This is a genomic window from Bacillus xiamenensis, from assembly GCF_000300535.1.
Classification (GTDB): domain Bacteria; phylum Bacillota; class Bacilli; order Bacillales; family Bacillaceae; genus Bacillus; species Bacillus xiamenensis.
Map to the genome: position 1 here is coordinate 120024 of NZ_AMSH01000002.1, position 22797 is coordinate 142820.

Consider the following 22797-nt stretch of genomic DNA (forward strand, 5'->3'; position numbering starts at 1 on the left):
GGATTCAAGAAAATTTTTCGAGAAAAAGTGATCCAATCCTCCTTCCCTTTCGTTAAGTAGTTGTAAAACAAAAAGAGAGAAGGCAACAACATGTTCTCTGATGTACTTAGCCAATTATTTGATTCTATTTCTAACATCATCAACACACTCGGATAATGTTCCACACCCGCTGTCCTGAGGAGATAGCGGGTGTTTTAATATCAAAAAGCCCCACTCATACAACAGAGCGGGGCATATCTTCATTACATCTTCTCCGGTGCTGATACACCAATGAGTTTCAATGCGTTAGCCAGTGTGATTTGTGTGGCTTTCATCAGCGATAGACGGGCTGTTGTTTTTGTTTCATTTTCAACATCAATGACCTTCTCGGCATTGTAGAAGCTGTGAAGGGCGGATGCTAGATCATAGATATAGTTTGTGACGCGGTGCGGAATACGTTTTTCTGCTGCTTCTGCTACGACTTCTGGGAAGCTGCCGATGATTTTGAGTAGATCGTATTCTTTTTCCGATTGAATATGAGAGAAATCTGCTTTCTCAAGATTCGGTTCGTAGCCTTTTTCTTCACCTTGACGAAGCATACTGCAAATTCTCGCATGTGCGTATTGTGCGTAGTACACAGGGTTTTCGTTAGACGTTGAAATCGCTAAGTCTAGGTCAAAGTCCATATGTGTCGCCGCACTTCTCATTGCAAAGAAATAACGAGTGGCATCTAAGCCTACTTCTTCGATTAGATCACGCATCGTGACTGCTTTTCCTGTACGCTTACTCATCTTCATCTTTTCACCGTTTTTGTAAAGGTGAACAAGCTGAATGATTTCGACTTCAAGCTTGTCAGCTGGATATCCAAGTGCTTGAATGGCGGCTTTCATTCGAGGAATATAGCCGTGGTGGTCTGCTCCCCAAATGTTAATCAACTGGTCAAACCCTCTGTCCAGTTTGTCCTTGTGATACGCGATGTCTGGAAGCAAGTACGTGAAGCTACCGTCTTTTTTAATGAGCACACGGTCCTTGTCATCACCAAAATCAGTTGAACGTAACCATGTTGCGCCGTCCGCTTCATAGATATAGCCTTTTTCACGAAGTGTTTCTAGTGCCGGCTCGATTTTTCCGTTTTCATATAAAGATGTTTCAGAATACCATACATCAAATGGGACACGGAAATTCTCAAGGTCCACACGTAATTTTTCTAATTCGTATTTCAATCCGTACTCACGGAAGAACTTCATGCGTTCTTCTTCTGATTCATGCACGAAGCGGTCACCAAATTCATCAGCGAGTTTCTGGCCAATGCCTTTGATGTCTTCTCCTCTATAGCCGTCCTCTGGCATTTCTTTTTCAAGACCGAGCGCCTCAAAGTAACGTACTTCTACAGATAGAGCAAGGTTATTGATCTGGTTTCCTGCATCGTTGATGTAGTATTCACGGCTCACGTCGAACCCTGCTTTATCAAGGATGTTGCAAAGGGAATCGCCTACAGCCGCACCGCGGGCATGTCCAAGGTGAAGGTCGCCAGTTGGGTTTGCTGAAACGAACTCAACCTGAACCTTTTGACCTTTGCCTGTATTTGTTTCCCCATATGCCTCTTTTGCTTCAAGAACAGCCGGAATCAGCTTGGTTAAATATTGATTGTTCATATAAAAGTTGATGAATCCCGGACCTGCGATATCCAGTTTTTCAATCGAAGCTTTTCCTTTGTCAAACGCATTCACAATATCCTCCGCAATTTGACGAGGTGCTTTTTTCGCAATGCGGGCAAGCTGCATCGCCATGTTGGTGGAATAATCACCGTGAGTTTTCTCTTTCGGTACTTCCAAAAGGACATCCGGTACCTGACTTTCATCAGCAAGTCCTGCTTTGACGACTGCCGCAATGATTTCTTCTTTTAACGCATCTTTGACCTGTTCTGCGATATTCATGAACGTAAATCCTCCTTGTAGGAAATTGATAATGTATGTAAATGCTTCTGATCTTCACCTGTCAGCATATCGTACGTAATGTGCAGTAAGCCATTGTCCACATCGAGATCAATGCCATGTGTGTGCACATCGAGCTGAAGGGTACCGAATGGCATCGTGTAATGTGTCACGGTCGTTTCACCAATGAGAAAGCGCTGCTTCATTTGAATAGCACCTGATCTCATGACAAAAATTTCTTTTTCACTTATTTTGACAACGGTTTTTACTTGACCCATTTCATGTTCTTCATGGTAAGTGAGATACGTTTTGTCATTCTTTTCTTGATACGTTCCAGTTGTTCGGAATTCGATCGTTTCAACCGGCTCCGTCTCTGGTTTCATCACTGACTTTACATGAATTGAAATTTGGTTTTGTGTCATTTTGCACTTCCTTTGCTAAGACCCGTTTAACTAAAATAGTATACCATATTCACGATCGCCTATCATCCCATCATTTCTCATCTTCATGCGGATGAAACCTCATGTTTGATCTTCAAAAAGCCCTTTAGAAAAAAAGAAAAATGAGACTAACCAATATCACGAGTGAAGCCTTTACCCATAAGCCTTGCCTGTTTATTAAACTTGCCAAAAATGCCTGAAAAAAATCAAATGGAGTGATACGTGCTTGGTTAAACACCACTTGCATCAACAGCGCAATCATAGTGAGATAGAAAAAGCCTCGATCCTGACACAGACCAACCATCTCTTCCTTTGCCTCTTTTTTCGCGGTGAAAGCAGACGGACACGCTGCCATTCAGCATGAGAGAGCCTACAGCAAGTAACAACATCAATATAGAAGAAAACACGCCTGTCTCCTTTATCATGTCACCCATGTAAAAAAAGAGCTTGTCCCTATGAGATGACAAGCTCCTCTATCAAGATGTTATTTCACAAATCCAAGCAGCATTTCACGCAAAAGCTTGCTTGCTGTATTCGCTGTTTGATCTGAATGATCATATACAGGCGCTACCTCCACAAGGTCTGCACCGACCACATGGACATCAGAGCCTGCAATCGCATGAATAGATGCCAGCAGTTCTTTTGACGTAATACCGCCAGCATCTACCGTTCCTGTACCAGGTGCATGTGCCGGATCGAGCACATCAATGTCGATCGTCACATAAACTGGGCGGCCTTTCAGCTTTGGCAGCACTTGCTTCAACGGCTCGAGCACTTCAAATTTAGATATGTGCATGCCTGCTTCTTTTGCCCATTCAAATTCTTCCTTCATCCCAGAACGGATACCGAACGAGAATACATTTTCAGGTCCAATGAGTCCTGCTGCTTTACGAATCGGTGTCGAATGAGACAGCGGCTCGCCCTCATATTCCTCACGAAGATCCGTATGGGCATCCATATGGATAATCGCCAAATCGGGATATTTTTTGTACATCGCACGGAACACCGGCCAAGACACAAGATGCTCTCCACCCATTCCTAATGGGAACTTCCCTTTTTCTAAAATGCTGTCGACATACTCTTCAATTAAATCTAAGCTTTTCTGTGCATTTCCAAATGGAAGCGGAATGTCACCAGCATCAAAGAACGGCACCTCATGCAGCTCACGATCTAAATAAGGACTGTATTCCTCTAATCCAATGGAGACCTCACGAATGCGGTTCGGACCAAAACGTGAGCCTGGGCGGTAACTGACGGTCCAATCCATCGGCATCCCGTATAAAATGACTTTCGCATCTTCCCATGTCGGATGACTTCCAATAAACACTTTTCCTGAATAAGCCTCGTCGAATCTCATGCAAGATTCCTCCTTTTACGCTTCAAAAAATGCGCAAACTGTCATTTGCGCATGTCCTTTTCGCTTGATTTATTTGATTAAGTCGCTGACAAATTTCGGCAGAACGAATGCCGCTTTGTGCAATTCTTTTGTGTAATATTTCGTTTCAATATCAAAGAAGCGGCTGTCTTCCACAGCAAGTGGATCATACTTCTTAGAACCGATGGTAAATGTCCAAAGACCGCTTGGATACGTTGGAATATTCGCTGTGTAAAGCTTCGTAATTGGGAAAATTTCTTTTACATCACGCTGTACATTTGTAATTAACTCCGGTGTGAACCAAGGGTTGTCCGTTTGTGCAACGAAAATACCGTCTTCTTTTAATGCTTTAGAAATTCCGGCGTAGAATCCTTTAGAAAACAGGTTCACAGCTGGTCCGACTGGCTCAGTTGAGTCAACCATGATGACATCATATTCGTTGTCCGCTTCGGCAATGTGCATAAAGCCGTCTCCGACTTTGACATCCACACGTGGATCGTCTAGCTTACCAGCAATTGAAGGGAGAAATTTCTTCGAGTATTCGATGACCTTGCCATCAATATCAACCAGTGTCGCCTTTTTCACACTTGGGTGCTTCAGGATTTCACGAATAACACCGCCGTCTCCTCCGCCTACAACAAGGACATTTTCCGGGTTTGGATGAGTGAAAAGAGGAACATGTGCCACCATTTCGTGGTATACAAACTCATCTTTCTCTGATGTCATCACCATGCCGTCTAAAAACAGCATATTGCCAAACTCTTCTGTTTCCACCATTTCTAAATGCTGAAAGTCTGTTTGTTCTGTATGAAGGGTTTTCTTCACCTTCAACGTAATGCCAAAATTTTTCGTTTGCTTCTCTGTATACCAAAGTTCGCTCATTGTTCATCTTCCTCTCATCCAATAATAAACAAACATCTATTGTTAGCGCCTTTTATCGGCTATGACGATATCGATTGTCCAAGAAAAAAGTATAGTGGATTCATATCAAATTGTAAAGAACCGCTTGATATATCTCCATGTTCAAAGCCAATCGCTTGTTTAAAACGGTTTTCTTTGTTCCATACTGATAAAAAACCGTCAAAATGGGGGCTTTGCATGGACACAATCATGAGTAATAAAAAAATCCGCATGACCGTGAAAACGATTCGAGCCTGTTTTTTTATCGGCTTGCTCGCTTTCCTATTTGCCGGCACAGTCTTTTTGACGATTCTTATCCTTGCCAAGTGGCAAGGCGCTCCTTCTGTTCAAGTTCCCCAATCCACGACCATTTATGCAGCAGATGGGTCAAAACTTGGCGAATCGAGCTTTGGAGAAAAGCGATACTGGGTTCCGCTAACAGACATGTCCCCTCATATGAGACAGGCAGTCGTAGCGGTTGAAGATAAAACGTTTTATCAGCATCATGGCTTTGATGTGAAACGAATGGCGGGTGCTGCGATAGCTGATATTCGTGCAATGGCAAAGGTGCAAGGGGCCAGCACGATAACCCAACAATATGCAAGAAATCTATATTTGGATCATGATAAAACATGGAAGCGGAAGTGGAATGAAGCCTTTTACACCATCCGCTTAGAGCAAAATTATACAAAAGATGAGATTTTAGAAGGATACTTGAACACCATTTATTATGGCCACGGCGCATACGGTGTGGAAGCGGCATCCCGTCTTTATTTTGGGAAAAAAGCGAAGAATTTAACCTTAGCCGAATCTGCTTTGCTTGCTGGTATCCCAAAGGGTCCTTCTCTCTATTCCCCTTATGTGAACGAGGAGAAAGCCGAAGCAAGAAGACATATGATTCTTAGGCAAATGCAAGAAGATGGCATGATTACGAAGAAAGCAGCTGCTGCCGCAGCCAAGGAAAAACTGACCTATCGCCCCTTACAGCAGAAGCAGCTGCAAGCAAAGCAAGCCCCGTATTTTTATGATGATGTGATTCGAGAACTGAAACAAACATTGGGCTTAACAGAGGAACAAATAGAAACCTATGGGCTTCATATCCAGACGACCTTACAACCTGAATTACAAAAAATCGCAGAAAAAACGGTAAAAAACATAATGGATTCAACATCAGACATTCAAATTGGCTTTACCGCCATCCATCCCCAAACAGGTCATGTACTTGCCTTAGTTGGGGGAAGAAATTATGAGAAAAGTCCATTCAACCGGGTCACACAAGCGAAAAGACAACCTGGTTCCACAATGAAACCTCTTCTCTATTACATGGCCTTGCAAAATGGGTTTACACCCGCAACCGTCATGCGCAGTGAGGAAACCGTTTTTGAACTGGATGGTCAAGGAAGCGGAGCAGCTTATTCGCCAAGCAACTATCACGGCTATTACGCCAATGACGGCATTACAATGCTTCAAGCTTTGGCTCTATCTGATAATATTTACGCGGTCAAAACCCACCTGTTTTTAGGAATGGAGCAGCTTGTAAGAGCTGGCAAGCTGTTTGGGATCAGCGAAAAACTAGAGCAAGTGCCTTCACTTGCGCTCGGTACGTCTCCTGTGAAACCAATCGAAATGACCAATGCGTACGCTATGTTGGTTAATGGAGGCAAACACGTCAAACCTACTTTCATTACGAAAGTGACCGACGCTAAAGGCAACGTACTCTTTGAGGAGAAGCAAAAACGAGAGCAGGTACTAGATGAAAAAGCAGCATTTGTCACCACTGACATGATGTCAGGCATGTTCAATGATCAATTAAATGGCTATACAAGTGTCACTGGGCGTACGATTACAAAAGACCTCACACGAACATACGGGGGGAAATCGGGGACGACAGGTGCTGACAGCTGGATGATTGGCTTCTCTCCCCAGCTCGTCACAGGTGTGTGGACCGGCTATGATAAAGGGCGCACCATTGACTCAGTCGAAGAAACCGCCTATGCGAAAAAGATATGGGCTTCCTTTATGGAATCAGCCCTCTCGAACCAGCCCGCCTCCTCCTTCATGCCACCAGACGGTGTAAAAGGGGTATATATCAATCCAAAAACCGGCGATCTCGCAGGCCCTGGATGTGAATCAAAGGTATTCACCTATTTTATAGAAGGAACCGAGCCAACAGGTGTCTGCTACGGTGCCGAGGAAAAAGCATCTGAAGAAGACCCGGTTCAGGATCAACAGCCAAAAAAATGGTGGGAAAAGTGGCTGAAACGTTAAAAAAGGACATGAAAAACCCCGAGATCTGCATCTCGGGATTCTCCATGTCCTAGCTTTAACACCAGTTTACTGAAAAAACGTCTAGAATTGGTATCCATTCATCATTCTTCACAAAAATTTCACAATTACTCAGGAACAGCCAATCCTTCTTTTAATTCATCTGTGGATGCTTCCCATAACGCCTCATTGTGACTTTTCAAGAAATCAGCAAGCACCTTTTTCGATCCATCATCCATATGGCTGACAACGATTTTACGCTTCATCGATTTATCCATTAAATTCACATGCTCAGGAAGTGACTTATATCCTCTGCGGATCGAGCGGTCAACTGTCATTTCACAAGCTGTGACTCCTGCATAATATGGCCCCTCTTCTCTGCGGTCAATCGTCACCCATACGAGCCAATACGGTTTTCCGTTAGGTACCTCTTCTTTGGTTTTTAAAAATTTAATTCCTTTTTCGACGGCACTTCTTGCATGCATCGCACCAATATCAATGACGGCTTCCTTTTCCTCCACATCAATGATCACCGGCGAGATATTATCAAGGCTGAGGGCACCTGCCCCAAAACCTCCATGCCCATCCGTTGCATCTGTTTTTTTAATGATATTAAAACCAATTGGTTTCTTCTTTTTACCTTCCATTCATTAGACCTCCTAAAGCAGCGGCTTCAAAATAAGATTAAACCAGTATATGATTTGATCCCGCATTCCGATCAATGGAACAAAAACAAACTGACCTAGCGGTGTGATGACGAAGATGAGGAAAATGATGATCCCATACTGTTCAAATTGCGTCATCTTTGCACGGATGCCGGGACTGACAACATCCTCAATAATACGATATCCGTCCAGCGGTGGAATCGGTAATAAGTTAAATAGGAACAAAATCACGTTCAAGTTAATAAAGATTTGGAAGAAATAATCGACCCCCGGCTCAAAGCGCATGAGCGACTCCCCGCCAAATTTCTGAAGAAGCGCATACACACAAAAGCCCAAAAATGCCAAAACCAAATTACTTAAAGGTCCTGCGATCGACACACATATCCCTGCGAGACGTGGGTTTTTAAAATGGTACCGATTCACAGGTACAGGCCTCGCCCAGCCAAACCCAGCTACAAAGATCAAGATCGTCCCGAAAATATCAAGGTGCTTCAATGGATTGAGCGTCAGTCTCCCTTGATTTTTAGCTGTCGGATCTCCAAAACGATACGCAACATATGCATGCGCCAGCTCGTGCATCGTAAAAGCCACAACAAGCGTAATAGCGACATATGGAATCAGTTCTAATGGATAAACAAGAAATTGGTCCAAAGGCATGAATCCCTCTTTCTTTCTATACAATGATTTACTTCATTCAGTATACTATAAGAAGTCCCTTAAACTAAAGGGAAGCGTAGCACTACAGGAAAAAGGAGGTTGCCATCATGCCGATTATCACCGTTCAAATGCTTGAAGGAAGAACAGACGAACAGAAAAAAGCACTTGTAGAGAAAGTCACAGACGCCGTTATTGAAACAACAGGCGCAGAAGCAGAAAAAGTCTCTATCATTATTGAAGAAATGAAAAAAGAACATTTTGCCGTAGCAGGAAAGCGCATCAGCGATCTGTAAGCAATATAAAAGACGTCTCTTTTTCTAAAGGGACGTCTTTTATATTGCTTGCTAAATGAATTCAAACAAAATTAGAGTTGTATCCAGTTATTAGCCCTCTCTATATAAACTCAATCTGTTTTGTTTAGAATAGATCATGATTAAATTCGTTTGTATTCACGTAAAGATTGTGAGGCTAAAAATTATTTTCTTGTGCCAATTATTTTCAAAACACTTGTTGTAGCCAAAGTCGAACAAAAAATAATAATTAACTTGCCTACAACAATTTGATGACTACCTGTAGATACGACAACTATTATGACAGCGATTGATATCATTAATAATATGATAAATAATTTCTTCATTTTTATTACCCCTATTTAATCAAGTTAATAAGTCTATTATCTTGAATTAGATATACTTTATCCGCCAAATTTTCTTTCAATTGCTCAGAATGAGTGACTATAATAACAGATTTCGCATGTTCTTCTTTATATTTTTTGACAAGATCAATAATTATTCTTTGTGAATGAACATCCCAAGACATAAATGGCTCATCCAGCAAAAGAATATCTGGCTTTCTTGAAATACTTGCAATAAAAAAAAGTTTATCTTTCATTCCCTCAGAATAATGTTCGACTCTAGTATATAAATGTTGGTTCATCTCTAAATTATCAGAATAAAAACTGACATTTTCCCAGTATTGTTTTTTAGGTACACCCCACAAATTTCTAATTAATTCTAAATTTTCCTCACCTGTGAGAATATCATACAATAAATGATTACTTGGAACATATGCAATATTCTTTTTATATTCATTCCAATTTTCAACTGGAGTATCCTTAAATTTAAGCTCCCCTTGAAATTCGACAATACCTGCAATTATCTTTAATAAAGTAGATTTACCAGCTCCATTTGAACCAAGAATACAAATTATATTATGCGCATCAAGATTTAGATTTAAGTCTTCTAATATCGGTTTACCTTTATTGTAGTAAAAACTAACATCTTTTAAACTTAACAATTTAGACATTAACTAAGAACCCACCTCCAAAAGAAATAAGATTAAAGAGGAAGAGTACAATACAAAAGTTTAAGCTTGCTTTTTTAGAATAACCAACAAAATTGACTAATCCTAAAAACAAAATTCGAGAGGCCCAAACAACTGTTATAAAAGTTATAAGAAACACTATCACCATCACAATAGAATTTTCGAACATAAATATTAAATTTATACCAACAGAGTTACTAAAGAAAATCAAAGTGTTATATGTCAAAATCACAACAAAAAAACGACTTATTTTTAACGTAGGATGAAAAAAAATCATGACTAATAAATAAAGCAAAGAAATAATGAAATTGATAATCAGGTAAAAAGGGGTGAAAATAAAAGCAATAAAGGCATATAGTGCAAAGAAATTATAACTTTCACTACTAGGGAGAAGTTGCACTATAATACAAGTGACAAAAAACATATTTAATAGAATAATAATTAAATTCTGCAACAAAATTGATCTACTAGTTACTCTTTTTAAATTTAACGTTAAATACTTCTGAGGTTTAAAAACAAGTTGCATCTTTACCTCCTAAATTTATTAAAATATGAATGTTAGAAATCAATTATATTCAAACCCTACTCACAAAGTCTTCAATAATTGCTCCGAAAAATAGAGCTACGATTGCAACAACAAGAATTATTGAGCCATCTATAAGCATTGTCAAATAATTAATTTTACAAATTTCCCTTTTCAAAAATTTTAAAAATATTACTTCTGTAAAAGTTCCAAGAACTGAAAAGGATAACAAACCAAAAATCTCAATAAAGAAATGCGGCAACAATCCAGTAATTAAAGATTCTATATTTCCATTGACAATTAAACTATCTATTGTATTACCAACAATATAGCCATTCATTAACATTACAAATATAGGAATTGAACCACCTGTACAAAGTCCACCAATTAGACAAAGCAAACCAACATCTATATTATTAAGGAATATACTTGCATAAAAAACACTTTCGGGATTAGCTTGTCCTATATCGTCTTCTCGAAACAATAAACCAATAAAAACACCCACGACAAAAACTATAATGAAAAAAAAATAAATATTCTTCCATCTCTTTAACACACCAATCAAACCATTCAAAATTTACCTCTTTCTAACTTATCAATACCCTTTTTAACAACTTTTTTTGATATGAATTTAAAAACAACTATAGTTAACATAAAATAAATAAAATAGTACAATTCAATATTATTAATCCATTTATATATAGGTATAAATATATTAATAAAACTGAATATTAACAATGGGACAACTATAAAATTCCTTGGTAGACTTTGAGCCTTAATATGCAATTCCTTTTCATCATAAGTACTTCCAACTTCCTGTATATCGTCAAAAGAAAATTTCGAAAAGAACGGAGCCATATACAATTGAATTAATGGTGATACTTTATAAACAGAAAACAACAATATAATGATTTGTAGAAATGATAATAAGTTCAACTCTTTTACAGAATTTATAACAATTAAAGATATGATCATATTTATAATAAAAGGTATAAATAAAATTACTTCTAATAATTTTATTTTCGCTTCAAACAACCCCATTACTCCATTTGGAGATGTTTTTAGTAAATCAATACTTTTCCCTTCAGAACCTAAAAAGAATACTTGAGGATACTCATAGGAAACTTCAAAGCAATGAATAATCATTGATAAAACATTAAAGAGAATTAGCATCGCCATTATTAATGAACTGTCATTAGTGTTTTTTACCATTCCTATTAAAATACCACAATAAAAAAAACTTTCTAACGAGTAGATTACAATAGAAAAGACTCCTGGCGATACGATCCATCGTTTTCTTTCTAAATTAATAAGTTCTTTTTTAAACAGAAATGATTTATTGGATCTGAAGACTTTGCTTATTAGATTAGTATAAATTGTAAACAAATCGAAGAATTCCTGTTTAGATTTTATTCGATCACTATTGTTATAATTAGGATATAAATTGGATGTTATAAAGATAATGCACATAGATAAAGCTAATAAAGCTAATAGTAAGAATGGTAAGTTAACAGAATATGTGATTCCACCATAAATTTCTTTGATTATCATCTTTAAATTAATAAAATCCCCACTAAATTCGTGAACAAATATGTCTTTTACACTTAACCAATATGAATCTTCTAATAATTGTTCTATGTTTTTAAATGGTTCTCTTAAGGCTAATATTATTTTTGCAAATTGATGACTTATCATGAATCCAAATGACATTAACCCGCAAGAGAAAATCATATATATGACAAATCTAAACAAACCGATTTTATTTTTAATTTTATATATTTGATACTTCCCCATTATACGATTCGAGATTATAAATAATAAGAAAATGATTAAAATGAGGTTGCAAACTAGTAATAAAAATAAACCAAAAGGTATTTTTAAAATAAAAAAAAGACATACAAATAAAGTTATTATAATATTCCAAGATTGTATGACAAACCATAACAGCTCTTCAATTAGTAGTAATACATATATTTGGCGATGATTTAGGGGTGAAGTACTTAATAAATCTTGATATATTGAAAAATGTGTTCTTCTATAAGTTAGAATTCCATTAGTTATTGCTAAAAAAAATAACAAGATAAATATACTCAATAAAAGAAATTCATTCCATCTTTCAATAAAACTATAGTATTTATGATATAAAAAAAAGGCTAAAACAGTAGATAAAATAGTGGAAATTATCATTCTAATGATTACAATATTCTTAATTCTTTTTAAAAAAGGAATCACTCTTACAAAAAATGAATAATCTTTTTCAGTACGCATAATCAAATGGATTTTTAAAATGTTTATATATCGTGTTATCACATGAATAACTCCTAAGATAATATTGCTTATTGATATTCTTCTAATAAGAGGAGAATTCCTCTTATTAGAAGGATTATACCTTACCAAGCAATAAATGCCTTTTTTCCTCTTTTTCTAAGTTCTTCTTTAAGATACAATGTAAGTGCTTGTCTACCTGCATTTGCAATGAGCCCTAATCCTCCGGTTAAAAAACCTGATAATATACCGATTATGACTGAGGCTGTTGCACCCATTCCTAGGTACCAAGTAAGTGTACTTCCCACTGCTGACGGAATGCCAAACTCTTTAGTTAGATAAGCAATAGGCAAGTTACCCATCACAAAGAAGTATGCAAATAATAGTGCAATACTAACTAAAAGTAATCCTGAGATTTTGAAAGCATTAACTCTAGCTGTCATTTCCTCACTCCTTCCTTTTATTTGTATTTTGAAACATAATAAAATTTAATCATAGTTCACTTGGAATTTAAAGAAAAAATTAACTATTTTTATATAATTTAACTATTTTTATATGCAGTTAGTATTCACACGTTTTTGTATAACTTTTACATCGATAGAAGACATCTTTATTTTTTAATTTCTATTAACTACAAAACAAAGGGCCAGAATAAACGCTTTTCTAGCCCTTTGCAAATAATTTAAAATACAATTATTTTCTTCAATCGGTTCCTGCGAGTCACTCTTTTTATTTCTTACCTTATCTGTACCAAGCTTTATTACGGTTCACTTGATTTTTATGAGCTGCATCGAAGAAATCGACAGTGTAGGAATAATCATAATTCATTAAGCAGACAATTCCGCTACCCTGAGGGTCATGCGGCAAACCAAAGTTATGGCCGTATTCATGCGTAGCCGCTTTTGCCGTATTCGCTGTTCCTTGATCAAGGTTGACACTGAATGCACTTCCGCTCGGTGCACTATTGTAAACATAAGCAATTCCGCCAGCATCAAAGTTTGGATTTGCTGTAAATCCTGTGACAAAATCGTATCCTCTGCCATCAAAGTTGCGCTGAAGGTTAGACAGAATTTGTGATGCATTTGATCCCGAAGACGTCCAAGACCCTACGGCTTGTACGACAAAGTCCACATCATGATCGCGGTTAAATGTCACGTCCGCCTGCTCAATGATACTGACAATGCGCGTCTGCCAATCACTATATTTCGCGCGATACTGTGCATCAGCTACTGCATAGACGGTCACTTTCTGACTGCCTGTACTAGCTTTTGTTGAAATCGAATCTCCTGTATTTGCTTTAAATGTTCTAGACCCTACCTGTTTACCAGACTCGTCTAAAATTTTTGTTGTTACATCTCGCTCAATTGGAGGTGCCGTCGTCAAATCTTTAAAATCATTTGCCTTTGGCAACCCTTCACTAATATGTGTTTCGAACGGTGCATGACCATGATCATGCCCATGACCTGCAATTGCAACTGGTGCTGAAGCTGAACTTACCCCCGGTAACAAACTACCTACCAATAAAAATGACAAAAAGACTGAACGCTTTTTCATTCCTATCCCTCCTTTGTTTTTCACAAGGTTATATATTCACTGAAAATTCACCATTTTCCTTCTATTCAGTCAAAAACAGGGAATTTGATATACAGGAAGAAAGTCGAATCATGTCATTTTCACTAATTTTTCGGATATTTCGACACACATTTCATCAAAAAACAGCACTTTTGGTCTGGGTCATTTACATGGTAATCATCCGCCTTTTTCTAAAATGATGTCATAGACCCAGCCACACCATATAAGGTTGAAAAAATTGATATTAGAAAAGATAAAGTCAGACTTTACTGATACCAATTATACTTCTCTGCAAATCTCCCTTATGATGAAAAACATAAAAACAATGCTACTTCAAAACAGAAGGGACGATCCGCATGTCTGGGAAAAAGCACATACAATTTGGATTAATGTTACATGGTCCAGGAGGCCACATGAATGCATGGAAGGATGAATCGGTTCCAGCAGATGCGAGTGTTAATATTGATTATTATCAAGCGATCACAAAAAAGGCAGAATCAGCGGGATTCCGTTTTGTCTTTGTCGCAGATGGCTTATATATTCATGAGCATTCCATTCCACATTTCTTGAACCGATTTGAGCCATTGACCATTTTATCCGCACTTGCCACGGTCACCACACAGATTGGACTTGTGGGCACTGTATCAACTTCCTACAGTGAGCCCTTTACCATTGCACGTCAATTTGCATCCCTAGATAAATTAAGTAAAGGCCGGGCCGGATGGAATGTGGTGACTTCTCCACTAGAAGGCTCTGCCGAAAACCACATCATCCGTTCGCATCCAAGCCATTCACTTCGATATGAAATTGCAGAAGAATACTTACAAGTAGTGAACGGTCTTTGGAGCTCATGGGAAGAAGATGCTTTTATAAGGGATCGATCCACTGGTGTTTTCTTTGATCGAGATAAACTGCACACATTAAACCATCATGGCAAGCACTTTTCTGTCAAAGGGCCTTTAAATATCGAACGATCTGATCAAGGGCAGCCCGTCATTTTCCAAGCAGGCGCGTCAGAGGCAGGAAAGGATTTAGCCGCAAAAGAAGCAGACGCCGTATTTACGAATGCAGATTCACTTGAAAAGGCAAAAGCATATTACCAGGATGTAAAAAATAGAGCCACAGCGCTGGGAAGAAAGCCATCTGATATCAAAATATTTCCTGGCATCCATCCGATTACAGGGAAAACCATCGAAGAAGCAGAAGAAAAGTATGAAGCCATTCAGCATTTGGTCTCTATTGAAGAAGCCCTTCATTACCTTGGCAGGTTCTTTGATCACTTAGACTTCAGTCAATTTCCACTTGATGAGCCATTTCCCGATATAGGTGATGCCGGTTCAAACAGCTTTCAATCCACAACAGAATCCATTAAAAAAATGGCCAAAGAACAAAAATTGACATTAAGAGAAGTCGCTTTACAAGTGACGACCCCAAAAAGTGCTTTTTTCGGAACTTACGAACAAGTGGCAGACCAGCTGATCCAATGGATTGAAGAAGACGCCGCAGATGGGTTTATTTTTGGTGCTCCTATTCTACCAAGCGGTTTATCTGAATGGACGGAGCACGTCATTCCGATATTAGTAGAAAAAGGATATTACGACCCAAATTATCCAGCTCATACCCTTCGTGAAAATTTGGGTCTGCCTATCAAGAAGAATCAGTTTCTCAAACAAACAGTGAAATAAACATGAAAGAGGGGTGAGCTCAAAGGCTCTCCCCTCTTTTTCTCATGCCTGATGCAATCGATTTTCAATGAGATCAATGAATTGAAGGACGGCTCTTCCTGGTGAATCATTTGTTTTCCTCAATAGACCAACTGGCGGAGAAACATGAATTCCCTTTATTTCTAATACCTTGGTGCCGGGAAGTGTAAAAGAATGAGCAGTTCGTGTAAAAAGAGATACTCCTAAGCCTGCCTGAACATAGTGTTTATGGGACATGCTGCTCGTAATCTCTAATTTATTGTAATTTGTCCCAATGACATTAACAATTTGTTGTTCAATTTGAATGCGGATAGGGCAATTATGGGGCGTAAATAAAATCGTCTCATCCTTTAAATCTGCTATCTCGACTACATCTTTCTCTGCCAATCGATGGGAAGAGGGAACGAGCAGAACGATATCATCTTGAAAAAGGGGCTTATAACTATTGTCCATCGAAGCTTCTGGTGCTCCGCAAATCGCAAAATCAATCTCATCATGAGAAAGTAAGGAACTCAATGTATTCGCATCCGCTACTTGCACAGAAAACTCTACATTCGGAAACCTTTCCTTGAATTCTGCAATAAGTGCAGGAAATTCTAAGCTGGCTGTAGGCTCCGAAACACCGATGCGAATGAATCCCGCAATGCCCACCTCTAAATCTTGGAGTGTTTTCGTCAATTTCTCATATTCATTGAGTAAAGAATTGGCTCTTTCATAAAAAAGCTGCCCTGATGCTGTTAACTTTAAGGTCTTCCCTCTTTCTAGAAGTTTCTCTCCAATTTCCTCTTCTAAATGCTTAATGTGCAAGGTAATGGTTGGCTGAGAATAATTCAGTGCTTCTGCTGCTTTTAAAAAATTCCCGTATTTCACAATTGTCGCAAAGGTGCGAATCGCACGAATCTCCATGAAAACCCCTCTTTTCCCTATATTTTAAATAACTAAATCGTGTATTTATGATTACTAATTATACTTTTCTATTGGTTTGCCTTATTATAATTTATATTATCAACTATTCCAAGCTGTTTAGAAGGAATTATAAGAAATGGAGGAGACGAATTGACGAAAGTAACCATTATAGCAGGCGGACATTCCGTCCAATCTCGACTAACCGGTGTCCTGCAGCATGTGAAGCATCGTTTAACGTTAAATGGGATTGATGTTCATATCATTCAAGTCCACCAGCTCCCTAGCGACGCCTTAATCGGAGCAGATTTTTCAAACGAAGACATTGTCAAAGCCATTGGTCTTGTGAATGAGAGCGACGGTGTCATTGTGTTAACACCCGTCTACAAAGCGTCTTTTTCCGGTATCTTAAAAACTTTTTTAGATTTACTTCCCCAGAAAGCATTCCAAGGGAAACCCGTCCTCCCTTGTGTTTTAGGAGGAACCTATGGTCACTTGCTCGTCATTGAATATGCACTTAAACCCATCATTCATCAACTCGGTGCAACCGCTGTTCAATCTGGCGTTTATGTGGTGGATCATCAGGTCACAAAGCAGGATTCAGACAGCTATGTGCTTGATCTAGATGCCACCAACAGATTAAACCTCGCACTATCTCAATATCAAAGTCTAATAGGAGGAACCGCCCATGTCGCTCACCCTTAGTATTCTTGATCAAAGCCTCGTCAGTGAAAATGAGAAAGCAGAGACGGGCATTCAGCATACCGTCAAACTAGCTGAAGCAGCAGATCAACTGGGTTATCACAGGTTTTGGGTATCTGAACATCACAATAATCCTCAAGTCGCTGGTTCTTCCCCTGAAGCACTTGCCGGCTATCTTTTAGCAAAAACGAACACCTTACGAATTGGCTCTGGCGGTGTCATGCTTCAGCATTACAGTCCGTTTAAGGTGGCTGAAACCTTCCACGTACTGGCATCATTAGCGCCTGGCAGAGTCGATTTAGGTGTTGGGAAAGCACCGGGAGGACTGAATCTATCGACACAAGCACTTCAGGAAAATGATCAAGCGTCACGGAAAGATTTTTCTCAAAAATTAGTGGAACTCAAAACGTATCTCACTGAACAAGCAAATGAATTAAATGCTCAGCCAATCCCCAGCGTATCACCCGATATGTTCCTTCTAGGCGGAAGTACTGAGAGCGCTGAATTGGCAGCAAAACTAGGAATCTCCTTTGTTTTTGCCTATTTTATTAACGGGGATGATGCCTTATTAAAAGAAGCAAGGGAGACCTTCAAAAAATATCAGAAAGAGGACACTCATCAGCAATTCCTTCTCGCCATCACCGTATCTGTAGCTGAAGACCATGAACAAGCTCTCTCGTACATCAAACAAAAGGAAACAGTGAAGGTCTCCTTTTCCGATGGAAGAAAGCTCAATGTGACATCACTAGAAGATGCAGAAAAGCTCGTGACAGGAACAAAGAAGGAACACTACAACATCCACATTCAAAAAGCAGGCTATACCGCTGGCACAAAAGAAACCGTTCATCATCGGCTGACTGAGCTAGCCGAGTCTTATGATATCAATGAATTCATCGTGCTATCTCCGATTGTAGACATTGATGCAAGAATAGCGTCTATCACATTATTAAAAGAAGCATTTGATCATGAACAAACAGCTAAAAAGCAAATCAATCAAGAGGTGAACGTCTAATGTCAAACAAACAAAAAATCATTTTATGGAGCAAAAATGGATGCAATTATTGTAAGGAAATTCAGTCCTACTTCAACGAACAGCACATTTCTTATGCAACGATTGATGTAACGGAACATGATCATTACAGAAATATTTTAGAAGAAAAATATGGCGTGCGTTATGTGCCTGTAGTAGAGATCAGCCGTGATCCCCATGTGTATCAAGCATTGCTGAATCCAGATATCAATGATTTACGAAAAGCGTTGATCTGACAGTACATATTTACACTTTTGAATGGAGGTTTGTCATGAGTCGAGATACTTTTCGCATCGCTACCGAAGAAGATGCGCCAGCTTTTCTAGAATTGCTGACCAGTGCATTTCAACCACTTGCTGAAATGGGCATTGATTGGCCATCCACAAGCGCCACACTTGAAATGGTCACAGAAAACATCAGACAGTCCGTTGCTGTTGTGTTAGAACGAGACGGGCGGCTCATATCAACCATCACCATACGTTTTCCTTGGGAGAGCACTCAACCGGTTTCAGGATATCCATTTGTTTGGTGGTTTGCTACAGCTCCTGATTTAGCAGGTCAAGGGATTGGAAATAAGCTGCTCGATTATGTGGAAAACACCTTGCTCCGCCAGACATATAAAGCGCCAGCATATACACTGGGCACTTCTGGCCGAAAGCATCCTTGGCTTTTAAAAATGTACGAACGCAAAGGATATACAAAATATATTGAACGTGAAGCCGATAATGGCGACTTAGGTGTATTGATGTATAAAGTGCTCATCCCTGAACGTTTCGATGCCGCCATACTAGGAGCACCGCCCGCAGAAGAAAAAGTCGAAACGACTTCTATATAGGAGGTAATTCAACATGGGTGAGTTTTTCAAATGGGAGTATGTGGTGACGCTTTTCCCTAAAGTATTGTCGGCTCTTCCGACAACCTTGCTGATTGTGTTATTTGCCACATTGATTGGCAGTTTTCTTGGATTCATTCTTGCTTATTTTCGAATCGAGCGCATCCCCGTCCTGCATCAACTCAGTGCAATCTATGTCTCATTTATTCGCGGCACACCTATCCTTGTCCAAATGTTTATTGTCTTTTATGGCCTGCCAGGTGTGCTTGCAACAATTGGACTTGATATCTCCATGTGGAACAAATTGATCTTTCTTTACATTACATATGGACTCAATACAGCAGCCTATTTTTCAGAAATATATCGGTCTGCTTTATCGAGTGTCCCATTATCTCAATATGAAGCGGCTGCCTCCATCGGGATGACGAAATGGCAGATTTATAGAAGAACGCTCATTCCTCAAGCAGGAAAAATCGCTCTCCCGAATATTGGCGTGGCCATCGTCAACTTATTACAAAATACCTCTCTCGCCTTTACACTCGGCGTGATGGACATTATAGGAAAGGTGCAAACATTAGGGGCTCTATACTACCGCGTATTAGAAGGATACTTTATTGCTGCCGTCATTTTTATCGTGTTAAGTCTGCTGCTAGAAAAAGCGTTTGACCTATTGGAAAAGCGAGTCAGTACACCGAAAACAAGAAAACAGCGTCAGACGACATTCATTTCCTTAAAAAGAGCCGACACGGCCTTCACTACTTTAGAAAAACGTGCGAAGTAAAAAGAGGAGGATTTCACATGAAAAATCACAAACTATTCAAAAAACATTCCATCATTGGTCTGCTTGCACTTGGGTCATTGCTCCTTGCTGCCTGCGGTAATGATGAACAATCTAATGAAGTCAAAGCAGAAGCAGCGAATAATCATCCCGATGCTAAAGAAATCATCATTGGAACAGGGAACGCTTACCAGCCCTTTGTTTACTTAGACGAAAATGGAAAATTAACAGGCTATGAGAAGGCTGTATTAGATGAAGTCGATCAGCTGCTTCCACAATACACATTTAAATATGAATCCTTTGAGTTTAAAAATATTTTACCTGCATTAGATGCTGGTAAAGTAGATCTCGCTGCCCATCAATATGAAATCAATGATGAGCGTCAGAAGAAATATCTATTTGGAAAAGTGGGCTACACCGATTATACAAGCTATGTGGTTGTTGCTAAGGCGTCCGGTCATGACTTTCAAAGCCTGAACGACTTGGCTGGGCACAAGGTGCATGCGTCCACTGGAAGTAACTTTGCTTATCTTCTAGAGCAATATAACCAAAAGCATGACCGAAAAATTGACATTGTCTATGGGGATGGAGGAAACGAAATACTGGTCAAAAACTTGCAGAATGGCACAGTCGATGCGGCCTTGCTCACAAAGTATGATGTCAATAAGCTAAACAAACAATTCAATGCCAACCTTGTCACCTCTGGAAAGCCTGTGAACGTATCTAAAACGTATTATCTTTATCAAAAAAACAATACGACACTTCAAAAAGACATTGATCAAGCATTACAAAAGCTGATCGATAACGGAAAGCTCGCTGAACTGTCTAAGAAAATATTGGGCGGAGATTTTACTCAATCATAAGAAAGGAGCCGTCAGAATGGATTTTGATGTTGCTTTTATGTTTCAGGCCTTTCTAGCTGCACTTCATTATTTGCCAACGACTCTGCTATTAGGCTTTCTCCCGCTATTATTTGGCTCCGTCTTTGGCTTTGGCATTGCCCTTATTCGTTTTTATCAAGTGCCTGTATTGTCTCAAGTGTTCAAATGGTTTGTGGCCATATTTAAAGCCATTCCGGTTGTATTAATCTTGCTCGTTTCTTATCTGATGTTTTCCGATTCGCTTGATCACTTGGCTGCATCTCTTTCGCTACCGATTCGTTTTAGTGATATGGATAGAAGGTGGATTGCGATTTTCTCCCTCACCTTATATGCCATCAGCGGGCTTTCAGAAATATTTCGAAGCTCTCTTGCGTCCATTCCAAAAGGTCAATTTGATGCCGCTCGATCCATTGGTTTTACAGGGAAACAGGTTTTGCGAAGGGTCATCATTCCACAGGTCTTTCCCATCTCCCTTCCTTTACTGAACAACATGCTGATCAGTTTAATCAAAGCCTCTTCTCTCGTCTCTATGGTGTCTGTGGTCGATATTTTAAACGGTGCTTTAATCAAAGCCAATGTGAACTATCGTTATCTTGAAGCATACATCGCTGTTGCCCTGATTTACTGGGCTCTGTGTGCCTCTATCGAAGCCATCACAGCCGCATATGAGACATATGTACTTAAAAGCAAAAGGAGACGATTTGCATGATTGACATCAAACAGGTGCATAAAGCGTTCGGTAAAAACCAGATTCTGAGAGGAATTGATTTAACGGTAGAAAGAGGCGAAGTGGTCGTCATTTTAGGTCCGAGTGGTTCTGGGAAATCAACCTTTCTGCGATGCTTGAATTTTCTTGAGCGTGCGGATCAAGGAGAAATCAGCATTGATCACACGACCGTCAAGTTCAATCAAGCAAGGCCTAAAGACATTCTGGCACTTCGCAGAAAAACAGCGATGGTCTTTCAGCAATACGATTTGTTTATTCATAAGACAGCTCTTGAGAATGTCATGGAAGGCTTAGTCATTGCCCGTAAGCATCCGAAAAGCCAAGCCTATGACACAGCCCTCCATTTGCTCACAAAAGTAGGGCTACTAGAAAAAAAGGATGCCTATCCGCATCAATTATCCGGCGGGCAGCAGCAGCGAGTAGGCATTGCAAGAGCACTTGCATTGAATCCAGAAGTCATTTTGTTTGATGAGCCGACCTCCGCCTTAGATCCCGAGCTTGTAGGTGAAACACTTGAAGTCATTAAACAAGTAGCACAAACTGGGGTCACGATGATCATCGTCACGCACGAGATGAGCTTTGCCTATGACATTGCCGACAGAGTGATTTTTATGGAGGATGGCGTGATCGTTGAATCAGGCACACCAGAAGAAGTCTTTGAACATACTAAAGAAGAACGCACAAAACAATTTTTAGCAAGATTTTCTTATAACCATTCATAAAAAAAACAAGTCGTTCCAAGGAGATCGACTTGTTTTTTTTGTTTCTTATATGCCCGTCTGTTCTAGCAAATAGCCAGCACATAATGGTTTTTCTAGTGCAGTTCCTTCAACTGATCAATATAAGCAAGGGCTGCCTCAAATTCTTCGTCCGTATAGCGCTGCTTGCTTTTAATGGTGAATACCTTTTCCTTTACCTCATCTTTTGGCAGATCATCAAAGTATAAAATCGTTGAGACAAGCTCTAGAAAACGAGACGATTGCTCATTCATCTGCTGCGTCAGCACTTTGAGGTCAGGCATGTCCACTTCACACTGATCGAGAAACTCTTTCCCATTGTCCGTCAGCGAATAACGATATTGATAGTATCCGCCCTTTTTTTCCTTCATTTCGTCCAAGAATCCAAGGTTGCACAGCTCTTCAATTCTGAGCGTCAACTCCTCTGAATAGGGGCCATAAAAATGAAAATCGTATTTCTCGTAAAAAGGCAAATCTAGCTTTTTTGCTATGTAAATCATTTTTTGCAGCTTCTTCCGTCCAACGATTTCCCCAGATTCAGAGAACACCTTCATCAACTTTGCATGCTCTTTCAACAAATTCCCGACATCTCCTTTTTCAGTACTT

At 39.3% G+C, this 22797-nt stretch carries 24 protein-coding genes; 11 read left to right on the forward strand and 13 right to left on the reverse strand.

Annotated elements, in window-relative coordinates:
• Positions 1-242: 242 nt before the first annotated feature.
• From argS to speE, 4 genes are all read right to left on the reverse strand, one after another.
• Entirely contained in the window at positions 243-1916 is a 1674-nt protein-coding gene (gene argS / locus BA1_RS01685; protein ID WP_008355032.1) for an arginine--tRNA ligase, read from the reverse strand.
• Complete coding sequence (locus tag BA1_RS01690; protein ID WP_008355035.1) at positions 1913-2335, reverse strand: YwiB family protein; 423 nt, start codon at positions 2333-2335, stop codon at positions 1913-1915. Before BA1_RS01690 ends, argS begins: the two co-directional genes overlap by 4 nt.
• Positions 2336-2837: 502 nt before the next feature.
• Complete coding sequence (gene speB / locus BA1_RS01700) at positions 2838-3710, reverse strand: agmatinase (RefSeq protein WP_008355038.1); 873 nt, start codon at positions 3708-3710, stop codon at positions 2838-2840.
• A gap of 69 nt (positions 3711-3779) precedes the next feature.
• Positions 3780-4610 (reverse strand): spermidine synthase, encoded by an 831-nt coding sequence (gene speE, locus BA1_RS01705; RefSeq protein ID WP_008355040.1) that lies wholly within the window; start codon positions 4608-4610, stop codon positions 3780-3782.
• Positions 4611-4826: 216 nt separating this feature from the next.
• On the opposite strand from speE, the gene BA1_RS01710 reads away from it, so the two are divergent.
• Positions 4827-6896 (forward strand): transglycosylase domain-containing protein, encoded by a 2070-nt coding sequence (locus tag BA1_RS01710; RefSeq protein ID WP_008355043.1) that lies wholly within the window; start codon positions 4827-4829, stop codon positions 6894-6896.
• 125 nt (positions 6897-7021) lie between these two features.
• Here the strand turns inward: BA1_RS01710 and BA1_RS01715 are convergent, their stop codons facing one another.
• Both BA1_RS01715 and BA1_RS01720 read right to left on the reverse strand, forming a co-directional pair.
• Positions 7022-7540 (reverse strand): YwhD family protein, encoded by a 519-nt coding sequence (locus tag BA1_RS01715; protein ID WP_007497712.1) that lies wholly within the window; start codon positions 7538-7540, stop codon positions 7022-7024.
• 12 nt (positions 7541-7552) lie between these two features.
• Positions 7553-8215, reverse strand: a complete 663-nt coding sequence (locus BA1_RS01720; protein ID WP_034738184.1) for a site-2 protease family protein — start codon at positions 8213-8215, stop codon at positions 7553-7555.
• A 107-nt stretch (positions 8216-8322) separates the two neighbouring features.
• Here BA1_RS01720 and BA1_RS01725 point away from each other — a divergent pair, with 107 nt between their 5' ends.
• On the forward strand, positions 8323-8508 hold the full coding sequence (locus BA1_RS01725; RefSeq protein WP_008355048.1) for a 2-hydroxymuconate tautomerase: 186 nt from the start codon (positions 8323-8325) through the stop codon (positions 8506-8508).
• A gap of 355 nt (positions 8509-8863) precedes the next feature.
• Here the strand turns inward: BA1_RS01725 and BA1_RS01730 are convergent, their stop codons facing one another.
• The 5 genes from BA1_RS01730 to BA1_RS01755 form a co-directional block, all read right to left on the reverse strand.
• Positions 8864-9520 carry an ATP-binding cassette domain-containing protein gene (locus BA1_RS01730; protein ID WP_008355051.1) on the reverse strand — a complete coding sequence of 219 codons (657 nt, stop codon included), beginning with the start codon at positions 9518-9520 and terminating at the stop codon, positions 8864-8866.
• Between the two features lie 593 nt (positions 9521-10113).
• Positions 10114-10635, reverse strand: coding sequence for a stage II sporulation protein M (locus tag BA1_RS01740; RefSeq protein WP_008355055.1), 522 nt, complete (start codon positions 10633-10635; stop codon positions 10114-10116).
• Positions 10632-12371, reverse strand: coding sequence for a hypothetical protein (locus BA1_RS01745; RefSeq protein WP_008355057.1), 1740 nt, complete (start codon positions 12369-12371; stop codon positions 10632-10634). The genes BA1_RS01740 and BA1_RS01745 overlap by 4 nt, the downstream gene beginning before the upstream one ends.
• Positions 12372-12451: 80 nt before the next feature.
• Positions 12452-12769 carry an uberolysin/carnocyclin family circular bacteriocin gene (locus BA1_RS01750; protein ID WP_008355058.1) on the reverse strand — a complete coding sequence of 106 codons (318 nt, stop codon included), beginning with the start codon at positions 12767-12769 and terminating at the stop codon, positions 12452-12454.
• A gap of 298 nt (positions 12770-13067) precedes the next feature.
• On the reverse strand, positions 13068-13880 hold the full coding sequence (locus BA1_RS01755) for a zinc-dependent metalloprotease (RefSeq protein WP_008355060.1): 813 nt from the start codon (positions 13878-13880) through the stop codon (positions 13068-13070).
• Positions 13881-14254: 374 nt separating this feature from the next.
• On the opposite strand from BA1_RS01755, the gene BA1_RS01760 reads away from it, so the two are divergent.
• Positions 14255-15583 carry an LLM class flavin-dependent oxidoreductase gene (locus BA1_RS01760; RefSeq protein WP_008355062.1) on the forward strand — a complete coding sequence of 443 codons (1329 nt, stop codon included), beginning with the start codon at positions 14255-14257 and terminating at the stop codon, positions 15581-15583.
• Between the two features lie 42 nt (positions 15584-15625).
• Here the strand turns inward: BA1_RS01760 and BA1_RS01765 are convergent, their stop codons facing one another.
• Entirely contained in the window at positions 15626-16507 is an 882-nt protein-coding gene (locus BA1_RS01765; RefSeq protein WP_008355065.1) for a LysR family transcriptional regulator, read from the reverse strand.
• 150 nt (positions 16508-16657) lie between these two features.
• Between BA1_RS01765 and ssuE the strand changes: the two genes are divergently transcribed.
• Genes ssuE through BA1_RS01805 form a run of 8 tightly spaced genes read left to right on the forward strand, consistent with a single transcriptional unit; the run spans position 16658 to position 22176 of the window.
• On the forward strand, positions 16658-17209 hold the full coding sequence (ssuE, locus tag BA1_RS01770) for an NADPH-dependent FMN reductase (protein ID WP_008355067.1): 552 nt from the start codon (positions 16658-16660) through the stop codon (positions 17207-17209).
• Positions 17193-18218: an LLM class flavin-dependent oxidoreductase gene (locus BA1_RS01775; protein ID WP_008355070.1), complete on the forward strand. Its 1026-nt coding sequence runs from the start codon at positions 17193-17195 to the stop codon at positions 18216-18218. Before ssuE ends, BA1_RS01775 begins: the two co-directional genes overlap by 17 nt.
• Complete coding sequence (locus BA1_RS01780) at positions 18218-18472, forward strand: glutaredoxin family protein (RefSeq protein WP_008355073.1); 255 nt, start codon at positions 18218-18220, stop codon at positions 18470-18472. The genes BA1_RS01775 and BA1_RS01780 overlap by 1 nt, the downstream gene beginning before the upstream one ends.
• A gap of 35 nt (positions 18473-18507) precedes the next feature.
• On the forward strand, positions 18508-19071 hold the full coding sequence (locus BA1_RS01785) for a GNAT family N-acetyltransferase (RefSeq protein ID WP_008355075.1): 564 nt from the start codon (positions 18508-18510) through the stop codon (positions 19069-19071).
• Between the two features lie 13 nt (positions 19072-19084).
• Complete coding sequence (locus BA1_RS01790; protein ID WP_008355076.1) at positions 19085-19849, forward strand: amino acid ABC transporter permease; 765 nt, start codon at positions 19085-19087, stop codon at positions 19847-19849.
• A 17-nt stretch (positions 19850-19866) separates the two neighbouring features.
• Positions 19867-20709 carry a transporter substrate-binding domain-containing protein gene (locus BA1_RS01795; protein WP_008355078.1) on the forward strand — a complete coding sequence of 281 codons (843 nt, stop codon included), beginning with the start codon at positions 19867-19869 and terminating at the stop codon, positions 20707-20709.
• Between the two features lie 16 nt (positions 20710-20725).
• Positions 20726-21436 carry an ABC transporter permease subunit gene (locus BA1_RS01800; protein WP_008355079.1) on the forward strand — a complete coding sequence of 237 codons (711 nt, stop codon included), beginning with the start codon at positions 20726-20728 and terminating at the stop codon, positions 21434-21436.
• On the forward strand, positions 21433-22176 hold the full coding sequence (locus tag BA1_RS01805; protein ID WP_008355081.1) for an amino acid ABC transporter ATP-binding protein: 744 nt from the start codon (positions 21433-21435) through the stop codon (positions 22174-22176). Before BA1_RS01800 ends, BA1_RS01805 begins: the two co-directional genes overlap by 4 nt.
• Positions 22177-22268: 92 nt before the next feature.
• Here the strand turns inward: BA1_RS01805 and BA1_RS01810 are convergent, their stop codons facing one another.
• Positions 22269-22769: a YwgA family protein gene (locus tag BA1_RS01810; protein WP_008355083.1), complete on the reverse strand. Its 501-nt coding sequence runs from the start codon at positions 22767-22769 to the stop codon at positions 22269-22271.
• Positions 22770-22797: the final 28 nt, after the last annotated feature.

Excerpts from the sequence above, each read along its gene's own strand:
- BA1_RS01725 (WP_008355048.1), top strand. The coding sequence starts at position 8,323 with ATGCCGATTATCACCGTTCAAATGCTTGAAGGAAGAACAGACGAACAG.
- BA1_RS01760 (WP_008355062.1), top strand. The coding sequence starts at position 14,255 with ATGTCTGGGAAAAAGCACATACAATTTGGATTAATGTTACATGGTCCA.
- BA1_RS01750 (WP_008355058.1), bottom strand. The coding sequence starts at position 12,769 with ATGACAGCTAGAGTTAATGCTTTCAAAATCTCAGGATTACTTTTAGTT.
- BA1_RS01790 (WP_008355076.1), top strand. The coding sequence starts at position 19,085 with ATGGGTGAGTTTTTCAAATGGGAGTATGTGGTGACGCTTTTCCCTAAA.
- BA1_RS01730 (WP_008355051.1), bottom strand. The coding sequence starts at position 9,520 with ATGTCTAAATTGTTAAGTTTAAAAGATGTTAGTTTTTACTACAATAAA.
- BA1_RS01720 (WP_034738184.1), bottom strand. The coding sequence starts at position 8,215 with ATGCCTTTGGACCAATTTCTTGTTTATCCATTAGAACTGATTCCATAT.
- BA1_RS01710 (WP_008355043.1), top strand. The coding sequence starts at position 4,827 with ATGGACACAATCATGAGTAATAAAAAAATCCGCATGACCGTGAAAACG.
- BA1_RS01780 (WP_008355073.1), top strand. The coding sequence starts at position 18,218 with ATGTCAAACAAACAAAAAATCATTTTATGGAGCAAAAATGGATGCAAT.
- BA1_RS01715 (WP_007497712.1), bottom strand. The coding sequence starts at position 7,540 with ATGGAAGGTAAAAAGAAGAAACCAATTGGTTTTAATATCATTAAAAAA.
- BA1_RS01765 (WP_008355065.1), bottom strand. The coding sequence starts at position 16,507 with ATGGAGATTCGTGCGATTCGCACCTTTGCGACAATTGTGAAATACGGG.
- speB (WP_008355038.1), bottom strand. The coding sequence starts at position 3,710 with ATGAGATTCGACGAGGCTTATTCAGGAAAAGTGTTTATTGGAAGTCAT.
- BA1_RS01795 (WP_008355078.1), top strand. The coding sequence starts at position 19,867 with ATGAAAAATCACAAACTATTCAAAAAACATTCCATCATTGGTCTGCTT.
- argS (WP_008355032.1), bottom strand. The coding sequence starts at position 1,916 with ATGAATATCGCAGAACAGGTCAAAGATGCGTTAAAAGAAGAAATCATT.
- BA1_RS01785 (WP_008355075.1), top strand. The coding sequence starts at position 18,508 with ATGAGTCGAGATACTTTTCGCATCGCTACCGAAGAAGATGCGCCAGCT.
- BA1_RS01755 (WP_008355060.1), bottom strand. The coding sequence starts at position 13,880 with ATGAAAAAGCGTTCAGTCTTTTTGTCATTTTTATTGGTAGGTAGTTTG.
- BA1_RS01805 (WP_008355081.1), top strand. The coding sequence starts at position 21,433 with ATGATTGACATCAAACAGGTGCATAAAGCGTTCGGTAAAAACCAGATT.
- BA1_RS01775 (WP_008355070.1), top strand. The coding sequence starts at position 17,193 with ATGTCGCTCACCCTTAGTATTCTTGATCAAAGCCTCGTCAGTGAAAAT.
- speE (WP_008355040.1), bottom strand. The coding sequence starts at position 4,610 with ATGAGCGAACTTTGGTATACAGAGAAGCAAACGAAAAATTTTGGCATT.
- BA1_RS01690 (WP_008355035.1), bottom strand. The coding sequence starts at position 2,335 with ATGACACAAAACCAAATTTCAATTCATGTAAAGTCAGTGATGAAACCA.
- BA1_RS01800 (WP_008355079.1), top strand. The coding sequence starts at position 20,726 with ATGGATTTTGATGTTGCTTTTATGTTTCAGGCCTTTCTAGCTGCACTT.